A 17,402-nucleotide genomic window follows, 5' to 3' on the forward strand; every position below is an offset into this window, starting at 1 on the left:
CCCCGAACCTGCGTCATCCGGACCAGCGACAGCCTGCTTTCGGCCCACGTGACAGGGGCCACTGGGGCCAACTTGTCAAGGCTTTGTGCTCCAGCCCTCTTTTCACGGTGTTTCGATGCCGTTACAGTCCCGGACTGGGAGCGCTCCCAGAACCTCCACCGCCCTGCATCCCGGAGGAACCACATGCGACGACGCATGGACAGAGTGCTGTCCGGCACCCTCGCGGTGCTGGTCGGCGCGCTGTTGTCCGCACCGCTCCAGGCACCGACCGCGGTGGCCGCGCCGGCGTTCGACTACGGCGAGGCCCTCCAGAAGTCGATCTGGTTCTACGACGCCCAGCGGTCGGGCGACCTGCCCGCCGACAACCGGGTGTCCTGGCGCGGGGACTCGGCCCTGACCGACGGCCGGGACGTGGGCCTGGACCTGTCCGGCGGGTTCTACGACGCCGGCGACCACGTGAAGTTCGGCCTGCCCTTCGCGGCCACCATGACCATGCTCGCGTGGGGCGCGGTGGAGAACCGGGACGCCTACGAGGGCGCGGGCCAGCTGCGGCACCTGATGTCCAACCTCAAGTGGGGCACGGACTGGATCATCAAGGCGCACCCGTCGCCCAACGTGGTCTACGGCCAGGTCGGCGCGGGCGACGACGACCACAAGTGGTGGGGCGCCGCCGAGGTCATGCGGATGGCGCGCCCGTCGTACAAGGTGGACGCCTCCTGCCCCGGCTCGGACCTCGCGGGCGAGTACGCCGCGGCGATGGCCTCCGCTGCCATGGTGTTCCGGCAGACCGATGCCGCCTACGCGGCCACCCTGCTGACCCACGCCCGGCAGCTCTACACCTTCGCCGACACCTACCGCGGCAAGTACAGCTCCTGCATCACCGACGCCGCGAAGTTCTACAACTCCCACAGCGGGTACCAGGACGAGCTGGTGTGGGGCGCGATCTGGCTGCACCGCGCCACCGGCGAGCAGTCCTACCTGGACAAGGCGAGGACCGAGTACCAGAAGCTGTCCACCGAGCCGCAGACCACCACCCGCTCCTACCGCTGGACCATCGCGTGGGACGACAAGTCCTACGGCTCCTACGCGCTGATGGCCAAGCTCACCGGCGAGCAGCAGTACGTGGACGACACCAACCGCTGGCTGGACTACTGGACCACCGGCTACAACGGCAACCGGGTGCGCCACTCCCCGGGCGGCCAGGCCCACCTCGACACCTGGGGCTCGCTGCGGTACGCGGCCAACACCGCGTTCGTCGCGCTGGTCCACGGCGACTGGCTGCGCTCGCGCGACGCCGCGAGAGCCGCCACCTACCACGACTTCGGCGTGCGGCAGATCAACTACGCGCTGGGCGACAACCCGCGCAACGCCAGCTACGTCGTCGGCTTCGGCGCCAACCCGCCGCGCAACCCGCACCACCGCACCGCGCACGGCGCGTGGGCCGACACCATGCAGGAACCCGCGACCAGCAGGCACGTCCTGTACGGCGCGCTGGTCGGCGGCCCCGGCACGAACAACGACGCGTACCGGGACGACCGCACCGACTTCGTCGCCAACGAGGTCGCGCTCGACTACAACGCGGGCTTCACCAGCGCGCTCGCCCGGCTCTACAAGGAGTACGGCGGCACGCCCCTGGCGAACTTCCCGACCGCCGAGACCCCCGACGGGCCGGAGCTGACCGTGCAGGCGTCGGTCAACCAGGCCGCGGCCGGCTTCACCGAGGTCAAGGCGTTCGTGATCAACAAGAGCGCGTGGCCCGCCCGGACGTTCACCGGTTCCCTGCGCTACTACTTCACCCTGGACGGCGCCACCACGCCCGACCAGGTCACGGTCACCACGAACTACAACCAGTGCGGCACGCCCAGCGCCCCCCGGCAGCACAGCGGCCGCACCTACTACGTCGACGTCCCGTGCCCCGACGTGTACCCGGGCGGCCAGTCCGCGCACCGGCACGAGGTGCAGTTCCGCATCACCAGCGCGGGCACCTGGGACCCGTCGAACGACTGGTCCCACGAGGGACTGGGCCAGGGCAACACCGTCGCCCTCACCGACCGCCTGACCCTGGTCCAGGACGGCGCGGTGCGGTGGGGCCGGGAGCCCGGCCCGGCCGTCGAGGACCGCGAGGCCCCGTCCGTCCCCACCGGGCTGCGGGTCTCGAACGTGGGCGCCACCGGCGCCACGCTGAGCTGGACGGCGTCCACCGACAACGTCGGGGTGGCCGGGTACGACGTGCTCCTGGCGGACGGCACGTCGGCAGGTACCCCGGCCACCCCGGCGTTCCAGCTCTCCGGCCTGACCCCGGACACCGCGCACACCGTCGCCGTGCGGGCCAGGGACTCCGCGGGCAACACCTCCGCCCCGAGCGCCGTGATCACCTTCCGCACCGCGCGCGAGGGCACCGGCGGCGGCGGGACCCTGGCCGTGCAGCAGCGCGGCGGCGGCGCCGCGACCACCAACCAGATCGGCGCCGCGCTCGCCCTGGTCAACCGGGGCACCACCGCGGTCGACCGCTCGACGGTCACCCTGCGGTACTGGTTCACCGGTGACGCGGCCAACGCCGGCTACCAGGTGTTCTGCGACTGGGCCTCGGTCGGCTGCGCCAACGTGCGCGCCACCGCGGTGACGCTGCCGACCGCGCGGGCCGGCGCCGACGCCTACCTCCAGGTCTCGTTCACCGCGGGCTCCCTCGCGCCCGGCGCGAGCACCGGTGACGTCCAGCTGCGGGTGGCCAAGTCCGACTGGTCCTCCTTCGACCAGACCAACGACCACAGCTACCGGGTCAGTGCCGCGCTGACCGACTTCGACCGGGTCACCGCCCACGTCGGCGGCACCCTCGTCTGGGGCACCGAGCCCTAGCACCCACAGTCTCGGCACGGGGCGTTCTGCGCGCCCAGGCGCCCCGTGCCGACTCCAGCTCGAGCACCACCGCACCACACCGCCGCTGTACCGCACCACCCACACCGCCGCCGAAGACTCGCGGATCAACGGCTGATCCGTGCAGGAGGAGGACGCATGAGGTACCGCACCAGAGCGGGACGGTTGCGAACCGGACCGCTCGCGTTGATCGCCGCGGCAGCCACCGCCGCGGGTGTCATGCCGTTCGTCGCGCCGGTGGCGAACGCCGCCGTCGCGTGCACGGTGAACTACCAGGTGACCAACCAGTGGCCCGGTGGCTTCGGCGCCAGCGTGAACATCCGCAACCAGGGTGACGCCGTCAACAACTGGCGGCTCACCTGGACCTTCGCGAACGGCCAGCGGGTGCAGCAGGGCTGGAACGGCACGTTCAGCCAGAGCGGCAGCGTGGTGACCGTGACCGGGCCGAGCTGGTCGCCCAACCTGGGCGCCAACGCCCAGGTGTCGCTCGGCTTCAACGGCCAGTGGACCGGGTCCAACAACGCCCCGACCGACTTCGCGATCAACGGCACGCGGTGCACCGGCCCGAACACGGCGCCCAGCGTGACGTTGAACTCGCCGACGGCGGGCCAGACGTTCCAGACCGGTCAGGCGATCCCGCTGGCGGCCACCGCGAGCGACAGCGACGGCACCGTCGCCAAGGTCGACTTCCTGTCCGACGGCGTGGTCGTCGCGACCGACACCTCGTCGCCGTACTCGGCCACCTGGAGCGGTGCGTCCGTCGGTGAGCACGCCATCACGGCGCGCGCCACCGACGACAAGGGCGGCGTGACCAACTCCAGCATCGCGGGCATCCGGGTGCTGGCCGGTCAGGCGATCCAGGTCAACCCGCCGTCGCTGAGCGTGCGGCAGGGCTCCACCGCCACCTTCGGCGTCTCGCTGGCCACCGCGCCGACGAGCAGCGTCGCGGTGGCGGTCGCCCGCTCGGGCGGCAGCACCGACCTGACCGCGAGCCCGACGACGCTGACCTTCACCACCGCCAACTGGGCGACCAAGCAGAACGTCACGGTCACCTCGGCGGCCAACGGCGGCGAACTCGGCACGGCCACGTTCACCGCCAGCTCCACCGGGATCACCCCGGCGACGGTCGAGGTCAAGGAGATCTCCGGCAGCGCCTCGAACTTCGAGCAGGCGTTCCTCGACCAGTACGCCAAGATCCACGACCCGGCCAGCGGGTACTTCCGGACCTTCAGCGACGGCCTGAAGGTGCCGTACCACTCGATCGAGACGCTGATGGTCGAGGCCCCGGACCACGGTCACCAGACCACGTCCGAGGCGTTCAGCTACTACCTGTGGCTGGAGGCCAGCTACGCCCGGATCACCGAGGACTGGTCTTCGTTCAAGAAGTCCTGGGCGTCGATGGAGAAGTACATCATCCCGTCGACCGCCGACCAGCCGACGAACAACAGGTACGACCCGTCCAAGCCGGCGACCTACGCGCCGGAGCACCCGCGGATGGACCAGTACCCGTCGCAGCTGGACTCCAACGTCCCGGTGGGTCGTGACCCGATCGCGGCCGAGCTGAAGTCGGCCTACGGCAGCGACGACATCTACGGCATGCACTGGCTGATCGACGTCGACAACACCTACGGCTTCGGCCGGTGCGGCGACGAGTCGGACGCGGCGCCCGCGTACATCAACACCTACCAGCGCGGTTCGTCCGAGTCGGTGTGGGAGACCATCCCGCAGCCGTCCTGCGACACCTTCGCGCACGGTGGCCCCAACGGCTTCCTCGACCTGTTCACCAAGGACGCCCAGTACGCCAAGCAGTGGAAGTACACCAACGCCCCGGACGCCGACGCGCGCGCGGTGCAGGTGGCGCTGCTGGCCCAGGAGTGGGCGACCGAGCAGGGCAAGGGGTCGGAGATCGCCGCGGAGGTCGGCAAGGCCGCGAAGATGGGCGACTACCTGCGGTACGCCATGTTCGACAAGTACTTCAAGAAGATCGGCAACTGCAACAGCACCTCGTGCCCGGGTGGTACCGGCAAGGACAGCGCGCACTACCTGATGTCCTGGTACTACGCGTGGGGCGGCGCGACGGACACGTCGGCCGGCTGGGCGTGGCGCATCGGTGACGGCGCGTCGCACCAGGGCTACCAGAACCCGCTGGCCGCGTACGCGCTGTCGCAGGTCCCGGCCCTGAAGCCGAAGTCGGCGACCGGCCAGCAGGACTGGGCCACGTCGATGACCCGCCAGCTGGAGCTGCTCCAGTGGCTCCAGGCCGCCGACGGCGGCATCGCCGGTGGCGTCACCAACAGCTGGGAGGGCCAGTACGCCGCGCCGCCGTCCGGCACGCCGACCTTCTACGGCATGTACTACGACGCCCACCCGGTGTGGCGCGACCCGCCGTCGAACCGCTGGTTCGGCTTCCAGGCGTGGCAGATGGAGCGCACCGCGGCCCTGTACGAGATGACGGGCAACGCGGCGGCCAAGAAGATCCTCGACAAGTGGGTCCCCTGGGCCATCGCGAACACCACGGTCGGCACCAACGGGACCTTCCAGATCCCGTCCGACCTGGAGTGGACCGGCGCGCCGGACACCTGGAACGCCACCAACCCCGGCACCAACGCGAACCTGCGCGTCCGGGTGCTCAACCACAGCCAGGACGTCGGCATCGCCGCGTCCTACGCGAAGACCCTGCTGAACTACGCGGCCGAGTCGGGCAACGCCCAGGCGCGGACCGTGGGCGAGGGCCTGCTCAACGCGCTGCTGGCGCACCAGGACGACAAGGGCATCGCGGTGCCGGAGACGCGCACGGACTACAACCGCTTCGACGACGTGTACAACACGTCGAACCGCGAGGGTCCGTACGTGCCGTCGGGCTGGACGGGCACCATGCCCAACGGTGACCAGATCAGGCAGGGCGTGTCGTTCGTCGACATCCGGTCCATGTTCAAGCAGGACCCGGACTGGCCGAAGGTCCAGGCGTACCTGGACGGCGGCCCCGCGCCGACCTTCACCTACCACCGGTTCTGGGCGCAGGCTGAGATCGCCACGGCGTTCCAGCTGCACGTGGAGCTGTTCGGGTAGTTCACCCGAAGGTCGCCGACACCCCCTTCACAACGAGGTGAAGGGGGTGTTCGGCGTTTCCTTTTGCGTCGAACGCGTTCGATTCGAAGCCGTCGAACGAAACATTCGCGAAACTTCGGTGTTGACGCGGGTCAGAGACCTGTGCCACATTTCTGGGCATCCCCGTTCGATCTCACGACCTGGGAAGTTCAGGGACGTGAATCGAAACGATTCGATTCAGAGAGCTGGGTATTCGAGGAATTCGACCAGCAGGAGAGGTGTGTCGTGGGCCTGCCGTTCCGAGATCCGGCGCTGTCGCTCAAGGGCAGGGTTTCCGACCTGCTGGGGCGGCTGACCGACGAGGAGAAGGTGGCGATGCTGCACCAGCGGCAGCCCGCCGTGCCGCGCCTGGGCCTGGCCGAGTTCCGCACCGGCACGGAGGCCCTGCACGGCGTCGCGTGGCTGGGGCCGGCGACGGTGTTTCCCCAGGCGGTCGGCCTGGCCGCGACGTGGGACACCGACCTGGTGCGCCGGGTCGGCGAGGCGGTCGGCGTGGAGGCCCGCGGGTTCCACCGGCGGGACCCGGTCGCGCACGGCCTCAACGTGTGGGCGCCGGTGGTGAACCCGCTGCGCGACCCGAGGTGGGGCCGCAACGAGGAGGGCTACTCCGAGGACCCGGTGCTGACCGCGGCGATGGGCACGGCGTACGCGCGCGGCCTGCGCGGCGACCACCCGCGCTACCTGCGCACCGCGCCCACGCTGAAGCACTTCCTGGGCTACAACAACGAGGACGACCGCTGCACCACCTCCTCCGACCTGCGGCCGCGGGTGCTGCACGAGTACGAGCTGCCGTGCTTCCGCGGGCCGATCGAGGCCGGCGCGGCGGTGGCCGTCATGCCGTCCTACAACCTGGTCAACGGCCGCCCCGCGCACCTGAGCCCGCTCATCGGGCGGGAGCTGCGCGCCTGGGCGCCCGACGGGCTGGCGGTCGTCAGCGACGCCTACGCGCCGTCGAACGTGGCCGGGACGCAGGGCTACCTCCCCACGCAGGTCGAGGCGCACGCGGCGCTGCTGAAGGCCGGCCTGGACAGCTTCACCGACCAGGACGCCGACCCGACGCTGGTGGTCGAGAGCGTCACCGCCGCGCTGGCGGCCGGCCTGCTGGAGCGGGCGGACGTCGACCGGGCCGTGGGCAACGTGCTGCGGCTGCGGTTCCGGCTCGGCGAGTTCGACCCGCCGGAGGACAACCCCTACGCGGCGATCGCCCCGGACGTGATCGGCTCGCACGGCGGGTTGGCGCTGGAGGCGGCGCGGCAGGCGGTGGTCCTGCTGCGCAACGAGTCGTTCCTGCCGCTGCGGCCGGGCGTGGAGCTGGCCGTCATCGGCACGCACGCCGACGCGCTGTTCGAGGACTGGTACAGCGGCACGCTGCCCTACCGGGTGACCGTCCGAAGAGGACTGGAGCGGTTCGCCGCGGTGTCGTGCCACGAGGGCGTGGACCGGATCGCGCTGCGCGCCCCGGACGGCCGGTACCTCGGCGTGCGCGGCGGCGCCGTCGGCCTCGGCGGGCGGGAGCTGTTCGACCGCTTCGACTGGGGCGACGGGGTGTGGGCGCTGCGCGACGTGGCGTCCCGCCGCTACCTGGGCACGGCCGCGGACGGCTCGCTGGTCGCGACGGCGGCCACGCCGGGCGGCTGGGACGTGCGCGAGCTGTTCGAGCCCCGGTCCGAGGGCGGCTCCGTCGTGCTCCGCAACGTGGTGCAGGGCACGGACACCGGTCCGTTCGAGGTCGAGCTGGTGGTGGACGGGACCGCCGCGGCGGCGGAGCTGGCCGCGCGGGCCGGGGCGGTGGTCCTGGTGCTCGGCAACGACCCGCACGTCAACGGCCGGGAGACCCAGGACCGCACCACGCTGCGGCTGCCGTCGCTGGACCTGGTGCGCGCGGTCCGCGAGGCCAACCCGGACACGGTGCTGGTGCTGGTCAGCAGCTACCCCTACGCCCTGGAGGGCGAGGAGGAGCACCTGCCCGCGATCGTCTGGACCGCGCACGGCGGGCAGGAGCAGGGCCGCGCGGTGGCCGAGGCGCTGTTCGGGGAGTTCCCGCCCTCGGGCCGGCTGCCCCAGACCTGGTACCGGTCCGACGACGACCTGCCCGGCATCCTCGACTACGACGTCATCCGCTCGGGCGGCACGTACCTGTACTTCGCCGGCGAGCCGCTGTTCCCCTTCGGCCACGGCCTGTCCTACACCACCTTCGAGCACACCTCCCCGGCGTACGCGGACGGCGTGGTGTCGGTGTCGGTGACCAACACCGGCGCGGTCGCGGGGGCCGAGGTGGTGCAGCTGTACTCGGCGGCGCCCGGCTCGCGGGTGCGGCAGCCGCTGCGCCGGCTCCAGTCGTTCCGGCGGGTGCGCCTGGAGCCGGGGGAGACCGCGGTGGTCGAACTGCCGGTGGAACACCTGTGGCACTGGGACGTCACCACCGGGCGGCGCGTGGTGGAGGCCGGGCGGTACGAGCTGATGATCGGCGCGTCCTCGCGCGACATCCGCGCCCGGCTGGTGGTGGACGTGCCGGGCGAGGTGATCGGGCCGCGCGCGGGCGTGCTGCGCGCCGCGGACTTCGACGACTGCGACGGCGTGCGGCTGGTGGACGACGAGGTCGAGTTCACCCGCGAGGGCGCGTGGATCGCCTTCCACGACGTGGTCCCCGGCGACCGGGCCGCGCCGCCCGGGGTCGGCGTCTCGTTCGACGGCGCGTCGTTGCTGCTCACCGCGCACGCGGCGGGCGTTCGGGTGCGGGAGGTGCGTTGACGTGGTCACCATCGCCGATGTCGCGCGGCACGCGGGTGTCGCGCCCAGCACGGTGTCGTACGCGCTGACGGGGCGGCGCTCGATCTCCTCGGCGACCAAGGCCCGGGTCGAGGCGAGCGTGCGGGCGCTGGGCTACCACCCGCACGCGGGCGCCCGGTCGCTGGCCAGCAACCGGGCCAACGTGCTGGCGCTGGTGCTGCCCGTGCGCGAGGGCATGAACATGCCGGTGATGATGCAGTTCGTGGTGGCGGTGGCCAACGCGGCCCGCCGGCACGAGCACGACGTCCTGCTGGTGACCGCCGACCAGGGCGCGGCGGGCCTGCGCCGGGTCGCGGGCAGCGCCCAGGTCGACGGCCTGCTGGTGATGGACGTGGAGATGCACGACGAGCGCGTGCCGGTGCTGCGGGAGCTGGACCGGCCCTCGGTGCTCATCGGGTTCCCCGCCGACGCCGCGGGCCTGACCTGCGTGGACCTGGACTTCGCCGAGGCGGGCGCCCGGTGCGTGGACCACCTGGCCGACCTCGGGCACACCTACGTGGCGCTGGTCGGCGCGCCGCGCGCGGTCTACCAGCGCGACACCGGGTTCGCCCACCGCACCATGGCGGGGTTCAGCGCGGCCGCCATGCGCCGCGGCGTGGCCTCCACCACCCTGCCCACCGAGCCGGACCACGAGTCGGTGCGGGTGGCCATCACCGGGCTGCTCGACCGGCACTCGGCGGTGACCGGCCTGGTCGTGCACAACGAGGCCGCGCTGCCGTCGGTGGTGGAGGTGCTGCGCGCGCTGGGCCGCAAGGTGCCCGAGGACGTGGCCGTGGTCGCGATCTGCCCGGACGACCTGGCCGGGCGGCTGACCCCACCGCTGACCTCGGTGGCGGTGCCCGCCGAGCAGCTGGGGCACCACGCGGTGGCGCTGCTGATGGCCAAGCTCGACCGGGCCCCGACGCCGCCGCTCACGCTGCTGCCGCCCCGGCTGACCGAGCGGGCCAGCACCACGCGCTGAGCCCCCGGGCGGGCTCCTCGCCGGTCGTGTGATTTCGAAGCGCTTCGATTCCAAGGGAGGTGTACCGGATGGGCCCGCGCGAGATCGGCGGTGGGGTCGTGCGCGGCCCCGGGCCCGGGGTCCTCGACGCGCCGGCCCACCGCCCGGTCCGGACCTCCCCGCCGGCCGGCCCACCCCTCGACCTCATCCCCCCTCCACGCGCGAAGGCGCGCGACTCCCTGGATTTCGACGCTAAGGGGCGTTCATGATTCTCAACCGCAGGGGTTTCCTGTCCCTCACCGCGGTCGCCGGCGGCACGCTCGTCGTCGGCTGCGGCTCGTCCGCCCAGCAGCACACCGGGTCCGCGCTCGACGCCGACGCGCTGGCGCGGGTGCTGCCGGCGCACGTGCCGGTCGAGTTCGCCAAGCCGGACCTGCCCGGGGTCAACGGCTCCGCCCCGGGCTACCTCACCTTCCCGGACCGGCTGGTCGCCGCGGTGCGGGACAAGCCGCTCAACGGCGGCGAGGTCACCGCGATGACGCCCGCCTTCTGGCCCGTCCCGCCGGGCCTGGGGGAGAACTCCTACTACGACGTGGTCAACGAGCGCCTCGGCGGCGTGGTGAAGTTCGACCTGGTGCAGGGCAGCGACTACGGGGCGAAGCTGGCCGCGATGATGGCGGCCCGGCAGGTGCCCGAGATGACCGTCATGCCGACGTTCACCGTCCCGCCCCGGTTCAGCGAGGGCGTCGGTGAGGTGTTCCGCGACCTGACCGACTTCCTCGCCGGCGACAAGGTGAAGGACTACCCGCTGCTGGCCAACATCCCGACCGACGCGTGGAACGCGTGCGTCTACGGCGGGCGCCTGTACGGCGTGCCGTTCCCGGACAAGCCGTTCCCCGAGGCCCTGTTCCACCGCAGCGACCTGTTCGACCAGCTCGGCGTGGAGCCGCCCAGGAGCGCCGACGAGTTCGCCGCGCTGTGCAAGGCGGTCAACGACCCGGCGAGGAACCGGTGGGCCGTCGGCGACGTGTTCCGGTCGGTGGTCCGGGTGTTCGGCAACCCCGGCGACTGGAGCCGCGACGCCTCCGGCAAGGTCGTCAACGTGATCGAGACCGAGGCGTACACCGAGGCGGTCAAGTTCACCCGGGCCCTCTACGCCGCCGGTTACGTGCACCCCGACGTGGTGGCGGGCAACACCACCCGGCTCAAGGAGCTGTTCGCGGGCGGCCAGATGCTGATCTACCAGGACGGCCTGGGCGCGTGGCGCGAGGCGCTGGCCCAGCAGCGGCCCACCAACCCCGGCTTCGGCATGGAGGCCATGCCGCTGTTCGCGCACGACGGCGGCAAGCCGACCTACCCGGTGAGCCCGCCCACCGCCATGGTCACCCTGATCCGCAAGGACGTCCCGGACGACCGGGTGCGCGAGCTGCTGCGGGTGGCGAACTTCGCCGCCGCGCCGATCGGCACCGAGGAGCACTTCGTGCTGCGCTACGGCACCGAGGGCGAGCACAGCGCCCGCAACGCGAGCGGCGCGCCCGACCTCACCGAGCTGGGCCGCAAGGAGATCACCCTCACCTACGGCTTCCTCGCCGCACCGCCGGACGCCCTCGTCGAGACGCAGTACCCGGACTACGTCCGGTCGCTGCACGGCTGGCTCGCCGACGCCTACGAGCACCAGGTCAAGCCGCCCACGTTCGGCCTGCGCATCGAGGAGCCCGCCGAGCACTCCAAGCTGCCCAAGCAGTTCGAGGACCGCACCAACGACATCCTGCGCGGGCGCACGCCCGTCGAGCAGGTCGGGAAGCTGGCCGAGGACTGGCGCAAGGCCGGCGGGGACGAGCTGCGCGCGTTCTACGACAAGGCGCTCTCCGATGCCGGCCGCTGACCTGCTGGAGCGGCCCGCCCCCTCGGCGGGCCGCCCGGCCCCCCCGTCCCGCCGCCCGCGGTGGGCGCGCCGGCTGCGGCGGGACTGGGTGCTGCTGCTCATGGTGGCGCCCGCGATCCTGGTGCTGGCCGTGTTCCACTACGTGCCGCTGCTGGGCAACGTGGTGGCGTTCCAGGACTACTCGCCCTACGTCGGCATCGCGGGCAGCCCGTGGATCGGCTTCGCCAACTTCGAGCGCATCCTGACCGACCCCGACTTCTGGGACGCCACGGTCAACACGCTGACCATCACCGCGTTCCAGCTGGTGTTCTACTTCCCGGTGCCGATCGGGCTCGCGCTGCTGGTGCACAGCCTGCTGAGCCCGCGGCTGCGGATGTTCGTGCAGAGCGTCGTGTACCTGCCGCACTTCTTCTCCTGGGTGCTGGTGATCACGCTGTTCCAGCAGATGATCGGCGGGGCGGGGGTGCTCAACCAGTTCCTGCGCTCGCACGGGTTCTCGCCGGTGGACGTGATGACCGACCCGGACCTGTTCCTGGTGCTGGTCACGGCCCAGTCGGTGTGGAAGGACGCCGGGTGGGGCGCGATCGTGTTCCTGGCCGCCCTGTCCACCATCGACACCTCGCTGTACGAGGCGGCCGCGGTGGACGGCGCGGGCCGGTGGCGGCGGCTGTGGCACGTGACGCTGCCCGCGCTGGTCCCGGTGATCGTGCTGCTGCTGATCCTGCGCCTGGGCGAGGCGCTGACCGTCGGGTTCGAGCAGTTCCTGCTCCAGCGCGACGCGGTCGGCGCGGACACCGCCGAGGTGCTCGACACCTACGTGTACTTCACCGGCGTGGTCAACTCCGACTTCGCCTACGCGGCGGCCGCGGGCCTGGTCAAGGGCCTGGTCGGGCTGGCGCTCGTGCTGGCGGCCAACAGGGTCGCGCACCTGGCCGGGGAACAGGGGGTGTACTCGCGATGACCGTTGCGCAGTCCCGGGTCCGGTCGCGCCCGACCCGTTCGGACCGCCCGTCCCGTCCGGTGTGGGAGGAGCCGCCCACGCGCCTGGGCCGGGCGGCCAAGGGCGTGCTGGTCGGCGTGGTGCTGCTGGCCGTGCTGTTCCCGCTGTGGGTGGTGGTGCTCACCAGCGTGTCGCCGTCGCCCGCGATCACCAGGGCCGGCGGGCTGGTGGTGGTCCCGGACGGGTTCACCACGGCCGCCTACGCCGAACTGCTCTCCGGTGGTGTCGTGACGCGGTCGGTGCTGGTCAGCACCGGTATCACTGTGGTCGGCACGCTGTTCAGCACGATCATCACCCTGCTCGCGGCCTACGGCCTGTCCCGGCCGGGGTCGTTCGCGCACCGGCCGCTGCTGTTCGTGGTGCTGCTGACGTTCCTGTTCGGACCCGGCCTGATCCCGACCTACCTGCTGGTGCAGTCGCTCGGGCTGCTGGACACCTACGCGGCGCTGGTGCTGCCCGGCGCGGTGGCGGCGTTCAACCTGGTGGTGCTGCGGTCGTTCTTCATGAACATCCCGCAGGACCTGGTGGACAGCGCCCGGATCGACGGCGCCAACGACCTCGGCGTGCTGACCCGGATCGTGCTGCCGCTGTCGAAGGGCGTGACCGCGGTGATCGCGCTGTTCTACGCGGTCGGCTACTGGAACGCGTTCTTCAACGCCTTCCTGTACCTCAACTCCACCGAGAAGTGGCCGCTCCAGCTCGTGCTGCGCGCCTACGTGCTCCAGGGCCAGCCCATCCCGGGCGCCAGCCCCGCCGACTCCACCCTGGACGGCTCGGGCGGCCTGGTGGCCACGCTCGCGGTGAAGATGGCCGTGGTGGTGATCGCGGTGGTGCCGGTGCTGCTCGTCTACCCGTTCGTGCAGAAGCACTTCACCAAGGGCGTGATCGTGGGGGCGATCAAGGGATGAGCGGCATCCGCTACGGGGGCGACTACAACCCCGAGCAGTGGCCCGAGGAGGTGTGGGCCGAGGACGTCGCGCTGATGCGCCGGGCCGGCGTGACCACGGTGACCGTGGGCGTGTTCTCCTGGGCCCGCCTGGAACCACGGCCGGGGGAGCGGGACTTCGGCTGGCTGGACCGGGTGCTCGACCTGCTGCACGCGGGCGGGATCGAGGTCTTCCTGGCCACGCCGACCGCGTCGCCGCCGCCGTGGCTGGGTCACCGGTTCCCGGAGACGCTGCCGGTGGACTTCGACGGCCACCGGCTCGCCTACGGGTCGCGCAACCAGTTCTGCCCGTCCTCGCCGGTGTACCGGGAGCACGCGCTGGCCCTGGTCGCCGACCTGGCCCGGCGCTACGCCGACCACCCGGCGCTGGCGCTGTGGCACGTGGGCAACGAGCTGGGCCAGGTGTGCCACTGCGACGTGACCGCCGCGCACTTCCGGCAGTGGCTGCGCGCCCGCCACGGCACGCTGGAGGAGCTGAACGACGCCTGGCACACGGCGTTCTGGAGCCAGCGCTACGGCGCGTGGGACGAGGTGATCCCGCCGCGCCGCGCGCCGTACCTGATCAACCCCGGTCAGCGGCTCGACTTCGCCCGGTTCTGCTCGGACGCGCTGGTCGAGTCGTTCCGGGCGGAGCGCGACGTGCTGCGGCGGTTCACCCCGGACGTGCCGGTGACCACCAACTTCATGGGCCTGCAACGCACCGTGGACGGCTGGGCGCTGGCCGGGGAGGAGGACGTGGTCTCGCACGACTGGTACCCCGACCCGGACGACCCGGAGTCGCACGTGCTCAGCGCGCTGGGCTTCGACCTGATGCGCTCGCTCAAGCGCGGCCCGTGGCTGCTGATGGAGCAGGCGGCGAGCGCGGTGAACTGGCGGCGGCGCAACCCGCCCAAGCCCGCCGGGCAGCTGCGCGCCCAGTCGGTGCAGGCGGTGGCGCGGGGCGCGGACGCGGTGTGCTTCTTCCAGTGGCGCGCCTCCCGGGGCGGCGCGGAGAAGTTCCACTCCGGGATGGTGCCGCACGCGGGTCCGGACAGCCGGGTGTTCCGCGAGGTCGAGGCGCTGGGCGCGGACCTGGCGGCGCTGGCCCCGGTGGCGGGCGCGCCCGTGGTCGCGGAGGTGGCCGTGGTGCTGGACTGGGAGAACTGGTGGGCGGTCGAGCTGGACGCGCACCCGTCCGGCGACCTCGACCTGCTCGACCGGGTGCGCGACTGCTACCGGCCGCTGTTCGAGCTGGGCGTGACCCCGGACTTCGTGCCCGCCTCGGCCGACCTGTCGGCCTACCGGCTGGTGGTGGTGCCCAACCTGTACCTGGTGCGCGACCCGGAGCCGCTGCGGTCGTTCGTCGCGGGCGGCGGGACGCTGGTGGTGGGGTTCTTCTCCGGCGTCGTGGACGAGCGCGACCAGGTGTTCCCCGGCGGCTACCCCGGGCCGCTGCGGGAGCTGCTGGGGCTGCGCGTGGAGGAGGTCGTGCCGCTGCGCCCGGACGAGGCGCCGGTCTGCTCGTCGGAGGCGCTGGGGGAGTTCACGGCCGGCTTCTGGCGCGAGGACCTGGTGGTCGAGGGCGCGGAGGTGGTGGCCGCGCTCGACGACGGCACGCCCGTGGTGCTGCGCCACCGGCACGGCGCGGGCGCGGCCTGGTACATGGCCACCCGGCCGGCGGCGGACGCGGCCGTGCGGCTGTTCGGGCGGCTGCTGGCCGACGCCGGCGCGACGCCGGTGCCGCGCCCGCCGCGCGGTGTGGAGGTGGTGCGGCGCGGTGAGGTGCTGTTCCTGGTCAACCACGGTGCGGGAGAGGTTTCGCTGGACGTGCCGGGCGCCCACGTCGACCTGCTGACCGGTGGCGCGGTGTCCGGTTCGGTGACCCTGGGGAGGTTCGGTGTCGCGGCTCTGGTTCCGCAGTCCGGCTGAGCGGTGGGAGGAGGGCCTGCCGCTGGGCAGCGGCAGGTTCGGCGCGGTGTGCCGGGGCACCGGCCGGTTCGACCTCAACGACGACCGGGTGTGGCTCGGCGGCCCGGCGCGGCCGGTGGCGGGCGCGGCGCGGGTGCGGGAGGCGCGGGAGGCCGTGCTCGCGGGCGACCCGGAGCGGGCCGAGGTGCTGCTGCGGTCGGTGCAGGGCCCGGACACCGGCGCCTACCAGCCGCTGGGGACGCTGCGGCTGCACGGCCCGGAACCCGCCGAGGGCTACTCGCGGGCCCTGGACCTGCGCACGGGCCTGGCGACCGTGGACTACGGCGGCGGCGTGCGGCAGGAGGCGGTGTGCTCCTACGAGCACCACGCGCTGGGCGTGCGGGTGGAGGGCGCGCCCGGGGTGACGGCGTCGCTGGACGTGCCCGGGGTGACCGCGTCGCTCGACGTGCCCGGGGTGATCGCGTCGCCGGTCGCGCCCGTGCCGCTGGTCCGCGTCGACGAGCCGGGCGCGGTGGTGTTCTACGTCGGCCTGACCGACCCGCCCGGGTGGGAGGTGTTCCGCGACCGGGCGGTGGCCGACCACCGGGAGCTGTTCGACCGGGTCTCGCTGGACCTCGGCCCCGCCCCGGACGGGCCGACCGACACCTGGCGCGCCGACGACCCGGCGTTCGCGGCGCTGCTGTTCCAGTACGGCCGGTACCTGCTCATCGCCTCGTCCCGACCCGGCACGCTGCCCGCGAACCTCCAGGGCGTGTGGAACCCGTACCCGGAGCCGCCGTGGCGGTCGAACTACACGGTCAACATCAACACGCAGATGAACTACTGGGCGGCCGAGCCGACCGGGCTGCCGGAGTGCCACGAACCGCTGCTGGAGTTCGTCGGTGGCCTGGCGCGCGCCGGCGAGGAGGTGGCGCGGGCGCTGTACGGCGCGGACGGCTGGTGCGCGCACCACAACACCGACCCGTGGTTCCTGGCCACGCCGGTGCAGGGCGACCCGGCGTGGGCGAACTGGCCGATGGGCGGCGTGTGGCTGTCGCTGCACCTGTGGGAGCACTTCGCCTTCACCGGCGACGTCGGGTGGCTGCGCGAGCGGGCGTGGCCGGTGCTGCTGGGCGCGGCCGCGTTCTGCCGGTCGTGGGTGTTCGAGCACGGGGGCGTGCTCACCACCGCGCCGTCGACGTCGCCGGAGAACCACTACCGGAGCCCGTCGGGCAACGAGGTGGCCGTCGGCGTCGGGTCCACGATGGACCTGACCCTGGTGTGGGAGCTGTTCACCCGGCTGCGCGAGGCGGGCGAGGTCCTGGGGCTGCCGGTGGACACCTCCCTGCTGGACCGCCTGCCGACGCTGCCGGTCGGGTCGCGCGGGCAGCTGCTGGAGTGGGCGCGGGAGGTGCCGGAGACCGAGCCGCGCCACCGGCACGTGTCGCACCTGGTCGGCCTGTTCCCCGGCACCCGGATCCGGCGCGGCACCCCGGAGGCCGCGGCGGCGCGGCGGTCGCTGGAGGAGCGCGGCGACGAGGGACCCGGCTGGTCGTACGCGTGGAAGGCGGCGCTGTGGGCCAGGCTGGGGGAGGGTGAGCGGGCGGCGGCGCTGGTCGCGGCCATGCCGCGGTGCCCGAACCTGGTGGCGGCCAACCCGTTCCAGGTGGACGGCTCGCTCGGCGTGCCGGCGGCGGTGGCCGAGATGCTGGTGCAGGGGCACACCGGGGAGGTGGAGCTGCTGCCCGCGCTGCCGGCGGCCTGGTCGGCCGGGCGCGTGACCGGGTTGCGGGTGCGCGGCGGGGTGGCGGTGGACCTGCGCTGGGCGGACGGCGCGCCGACGTCGGTGGCGGTGCGCGCGTCGACCGCGCGCGAGGTGGTGCTCCGGCACGGGGTGCGGCGAGAGGTGCTGCGCCTGGCGGCGGGGGAGCGGCGGGAGGTGCGGTGGTGAGGTCCGGCCCGCGCGTACCCG

The 17,402-nt window shown here is 72.8% G+C and carries 9 protein-coding genes; all 9 read left to right on the forward strand.

Going from position 1 to position 17,402, the window contains the following annotated elements; all coding sequences use genetic code 11:
• The first annotated feature begins 195 nt into the window (after nt 1–195).
• Nucleotides 196–2,856, forward strand: coding sequence for a glycoside hydrolase family 9 protein (locus ACFP3R_RS06215; RefSeq protein ID WP_380633681.1), 2,661 nt, complete (start codon nt 196–198; stop codon nt 2,854–2,856).
• Between the two features lie 156 nt (nt 2,857–3,012).
• Nucleotides 3,013–5,943, forward strand: coding sequence for a glycoside hydrolase family 48 protein (locus tag ACFP3R_RS06220; protein WP_380633683.1), 2,931 nt, complete (start codon nt 3,013–3,015; stop codon nt 5,941–5,943).
• 264 nt (nt 5,944–6,207) lie between these two features.
• Nucleotides 6,208–8,733 (forward strand): beta-glucosidase family protein, encoded by a 2,526-nt coding sequence (locus ACFP3R_RS06225; protein WP_380633684.1) that lies wholly within the window; start codon nt 6,208–6,210, stop codon nt 8,731–8,733.
• A 1-nt stretch (nt 8,734) separates the two neighbouring features.
• On the forward strand, nt 8,735–9,733 hold the full coding sequence (locus ACFP3R_RS06230; protein ID WP_380633686.1) for a LacI family DNA-binding transcriptional regulator: 999 nt from the start codon (nt 8,735–8,737) through the stop codon (nt 9,731–9,733).
• A gap of 244 nt (nt 9,734–9,977) precedes the next feature.
• The gene (locus tag ACFP3R_RS06235; RefSeq protein ID WP_380633687.1) at nt 9,978–11,597 is read left to right on the forward strand and encodes an extracellular solute-binding protein; all 1,620 of its coding nucleotides are present in this window, start codon (nt 9,978–9,980) and stop codon (nt 11,595–11,597) included.
• Nucleotides 11,584–12,558: an ABC transporter permease gene (locus ACFP3R_RS06240; RefSeq protein WP_380633689.1), complete on the forward strand. Its 975-nt coding sequence runs from the start codon at nt 11,584–11,586 to the stop codon at nt 12,556–12,558. Before ACFP3R_RS06235 ends, ACFP3R_RS06240 begins: the two co-directional genes overlap by 14 nt.
• Nucleotides 12,555–13,505: a carbohydrate ABC transporter permease gene (locus tag ACFP3R_RS06245; RefSeq protein WP_380633691.1), complete on the forward strand. Its 951-nt coding sequence runs from the start codon at nt 12,555–12,557 to the stop codon at nt 13,503–13,505. The genes ACFP3R_RS06240 and ACFP3R_RS06245 overlap by 4 nt, the downstream gene beginning before the upstream one ends.
• A complete protein-coding gene (locus ACFP3R_RS06250; protein ID WP_380633693.1) occupies nt 13,502–15,451 on the forward strand; it encodes a beta-galactosidase in 1,950 nt (649 codons plus the stop codon). The genes ACFP3R_RS06245 and ACFP3R_RS06250 overlap by 4 nt, the downstream gene beginning before the upstream one ends.
• Nucleotides 15,420–17,381, forward strand: coding sequence for a glycosyl hydrolase family 95 catalytic domain-containing protein (locus tag ACFP3R_RS06255; protein ID WP_380633694.1), 1,962 nt, complete (start codon nt 15,420–15,422; stop codon nt 17,379–17,381). The genes ACFP3R_RS06250 and ACFP3R_RS06255 overlap by 32 nt, the downstream gene beginning before the upstream one ends.
• Nucleotides 17,382–17,402 lie beyond the last annotated feature (21 nt).

Origin of the sequence: Saccharothrix lopnurensis (genome assembly GCF_042658445.1) — a bacterium.
Classification (GTDB): Bacteria; Actinomycetota; Actinomycetes; order Mycobacteriales; family Pseudonocardiaceae; genus Actinosynnema; species Actinosynnema lopnurensis.

What these genes read in the sequence shown, in the direction of transcription:
- ACFP3R_RS06215 (WP_380633681.1), top strand. Translation starts at nt 196, where the DNA reads ATGGACAGAGTGCTGTCCGGCACCCTCGCGGTGCTGGTCGGCGCGCTG.
- ACFP3R_RS06220 (WP_380633683.1), top strand. Translation starts at nt 3,013, where the DNA reads ATGAGGTACCGCACCAGAGCGGGACGGTTGCGAACCGGACCGCTCGCG.
- ACFP3R_RS06235 (WP_380633687.1), top strand. Translation starts at nt 9,978, where the DNA reads ATGATTCTCAACCGCAGGGGTTTCCTGTCCCTCACCGCGGTCGCCGGC.
- ACFP3R_RS06240 (WP_380633689.1), top strand. Translation starts at nt 11,584, where the DNA reads ATGCCGGCCGCTGACCTGCTGGAGCGGCCCGCCCCCTCGGCGGGCCGC.
- ACFP3R_RS06245 (WP_380633691.1), top strand. Translation starts at nt 12,555, where the DNA reads ATGACCGTTGCGCAGTCCCGGGTCCGGTCGCGCCCGACCCGTTCGGAC.
- ACFP3R_RS06250 (WP_380633693.1), top strand. Translation starts at nt 13,502, where the DNA reads ATGAGCGGCATCCGCTACGGGGGCGACTACAACCCCGAGCAGTGGCCC.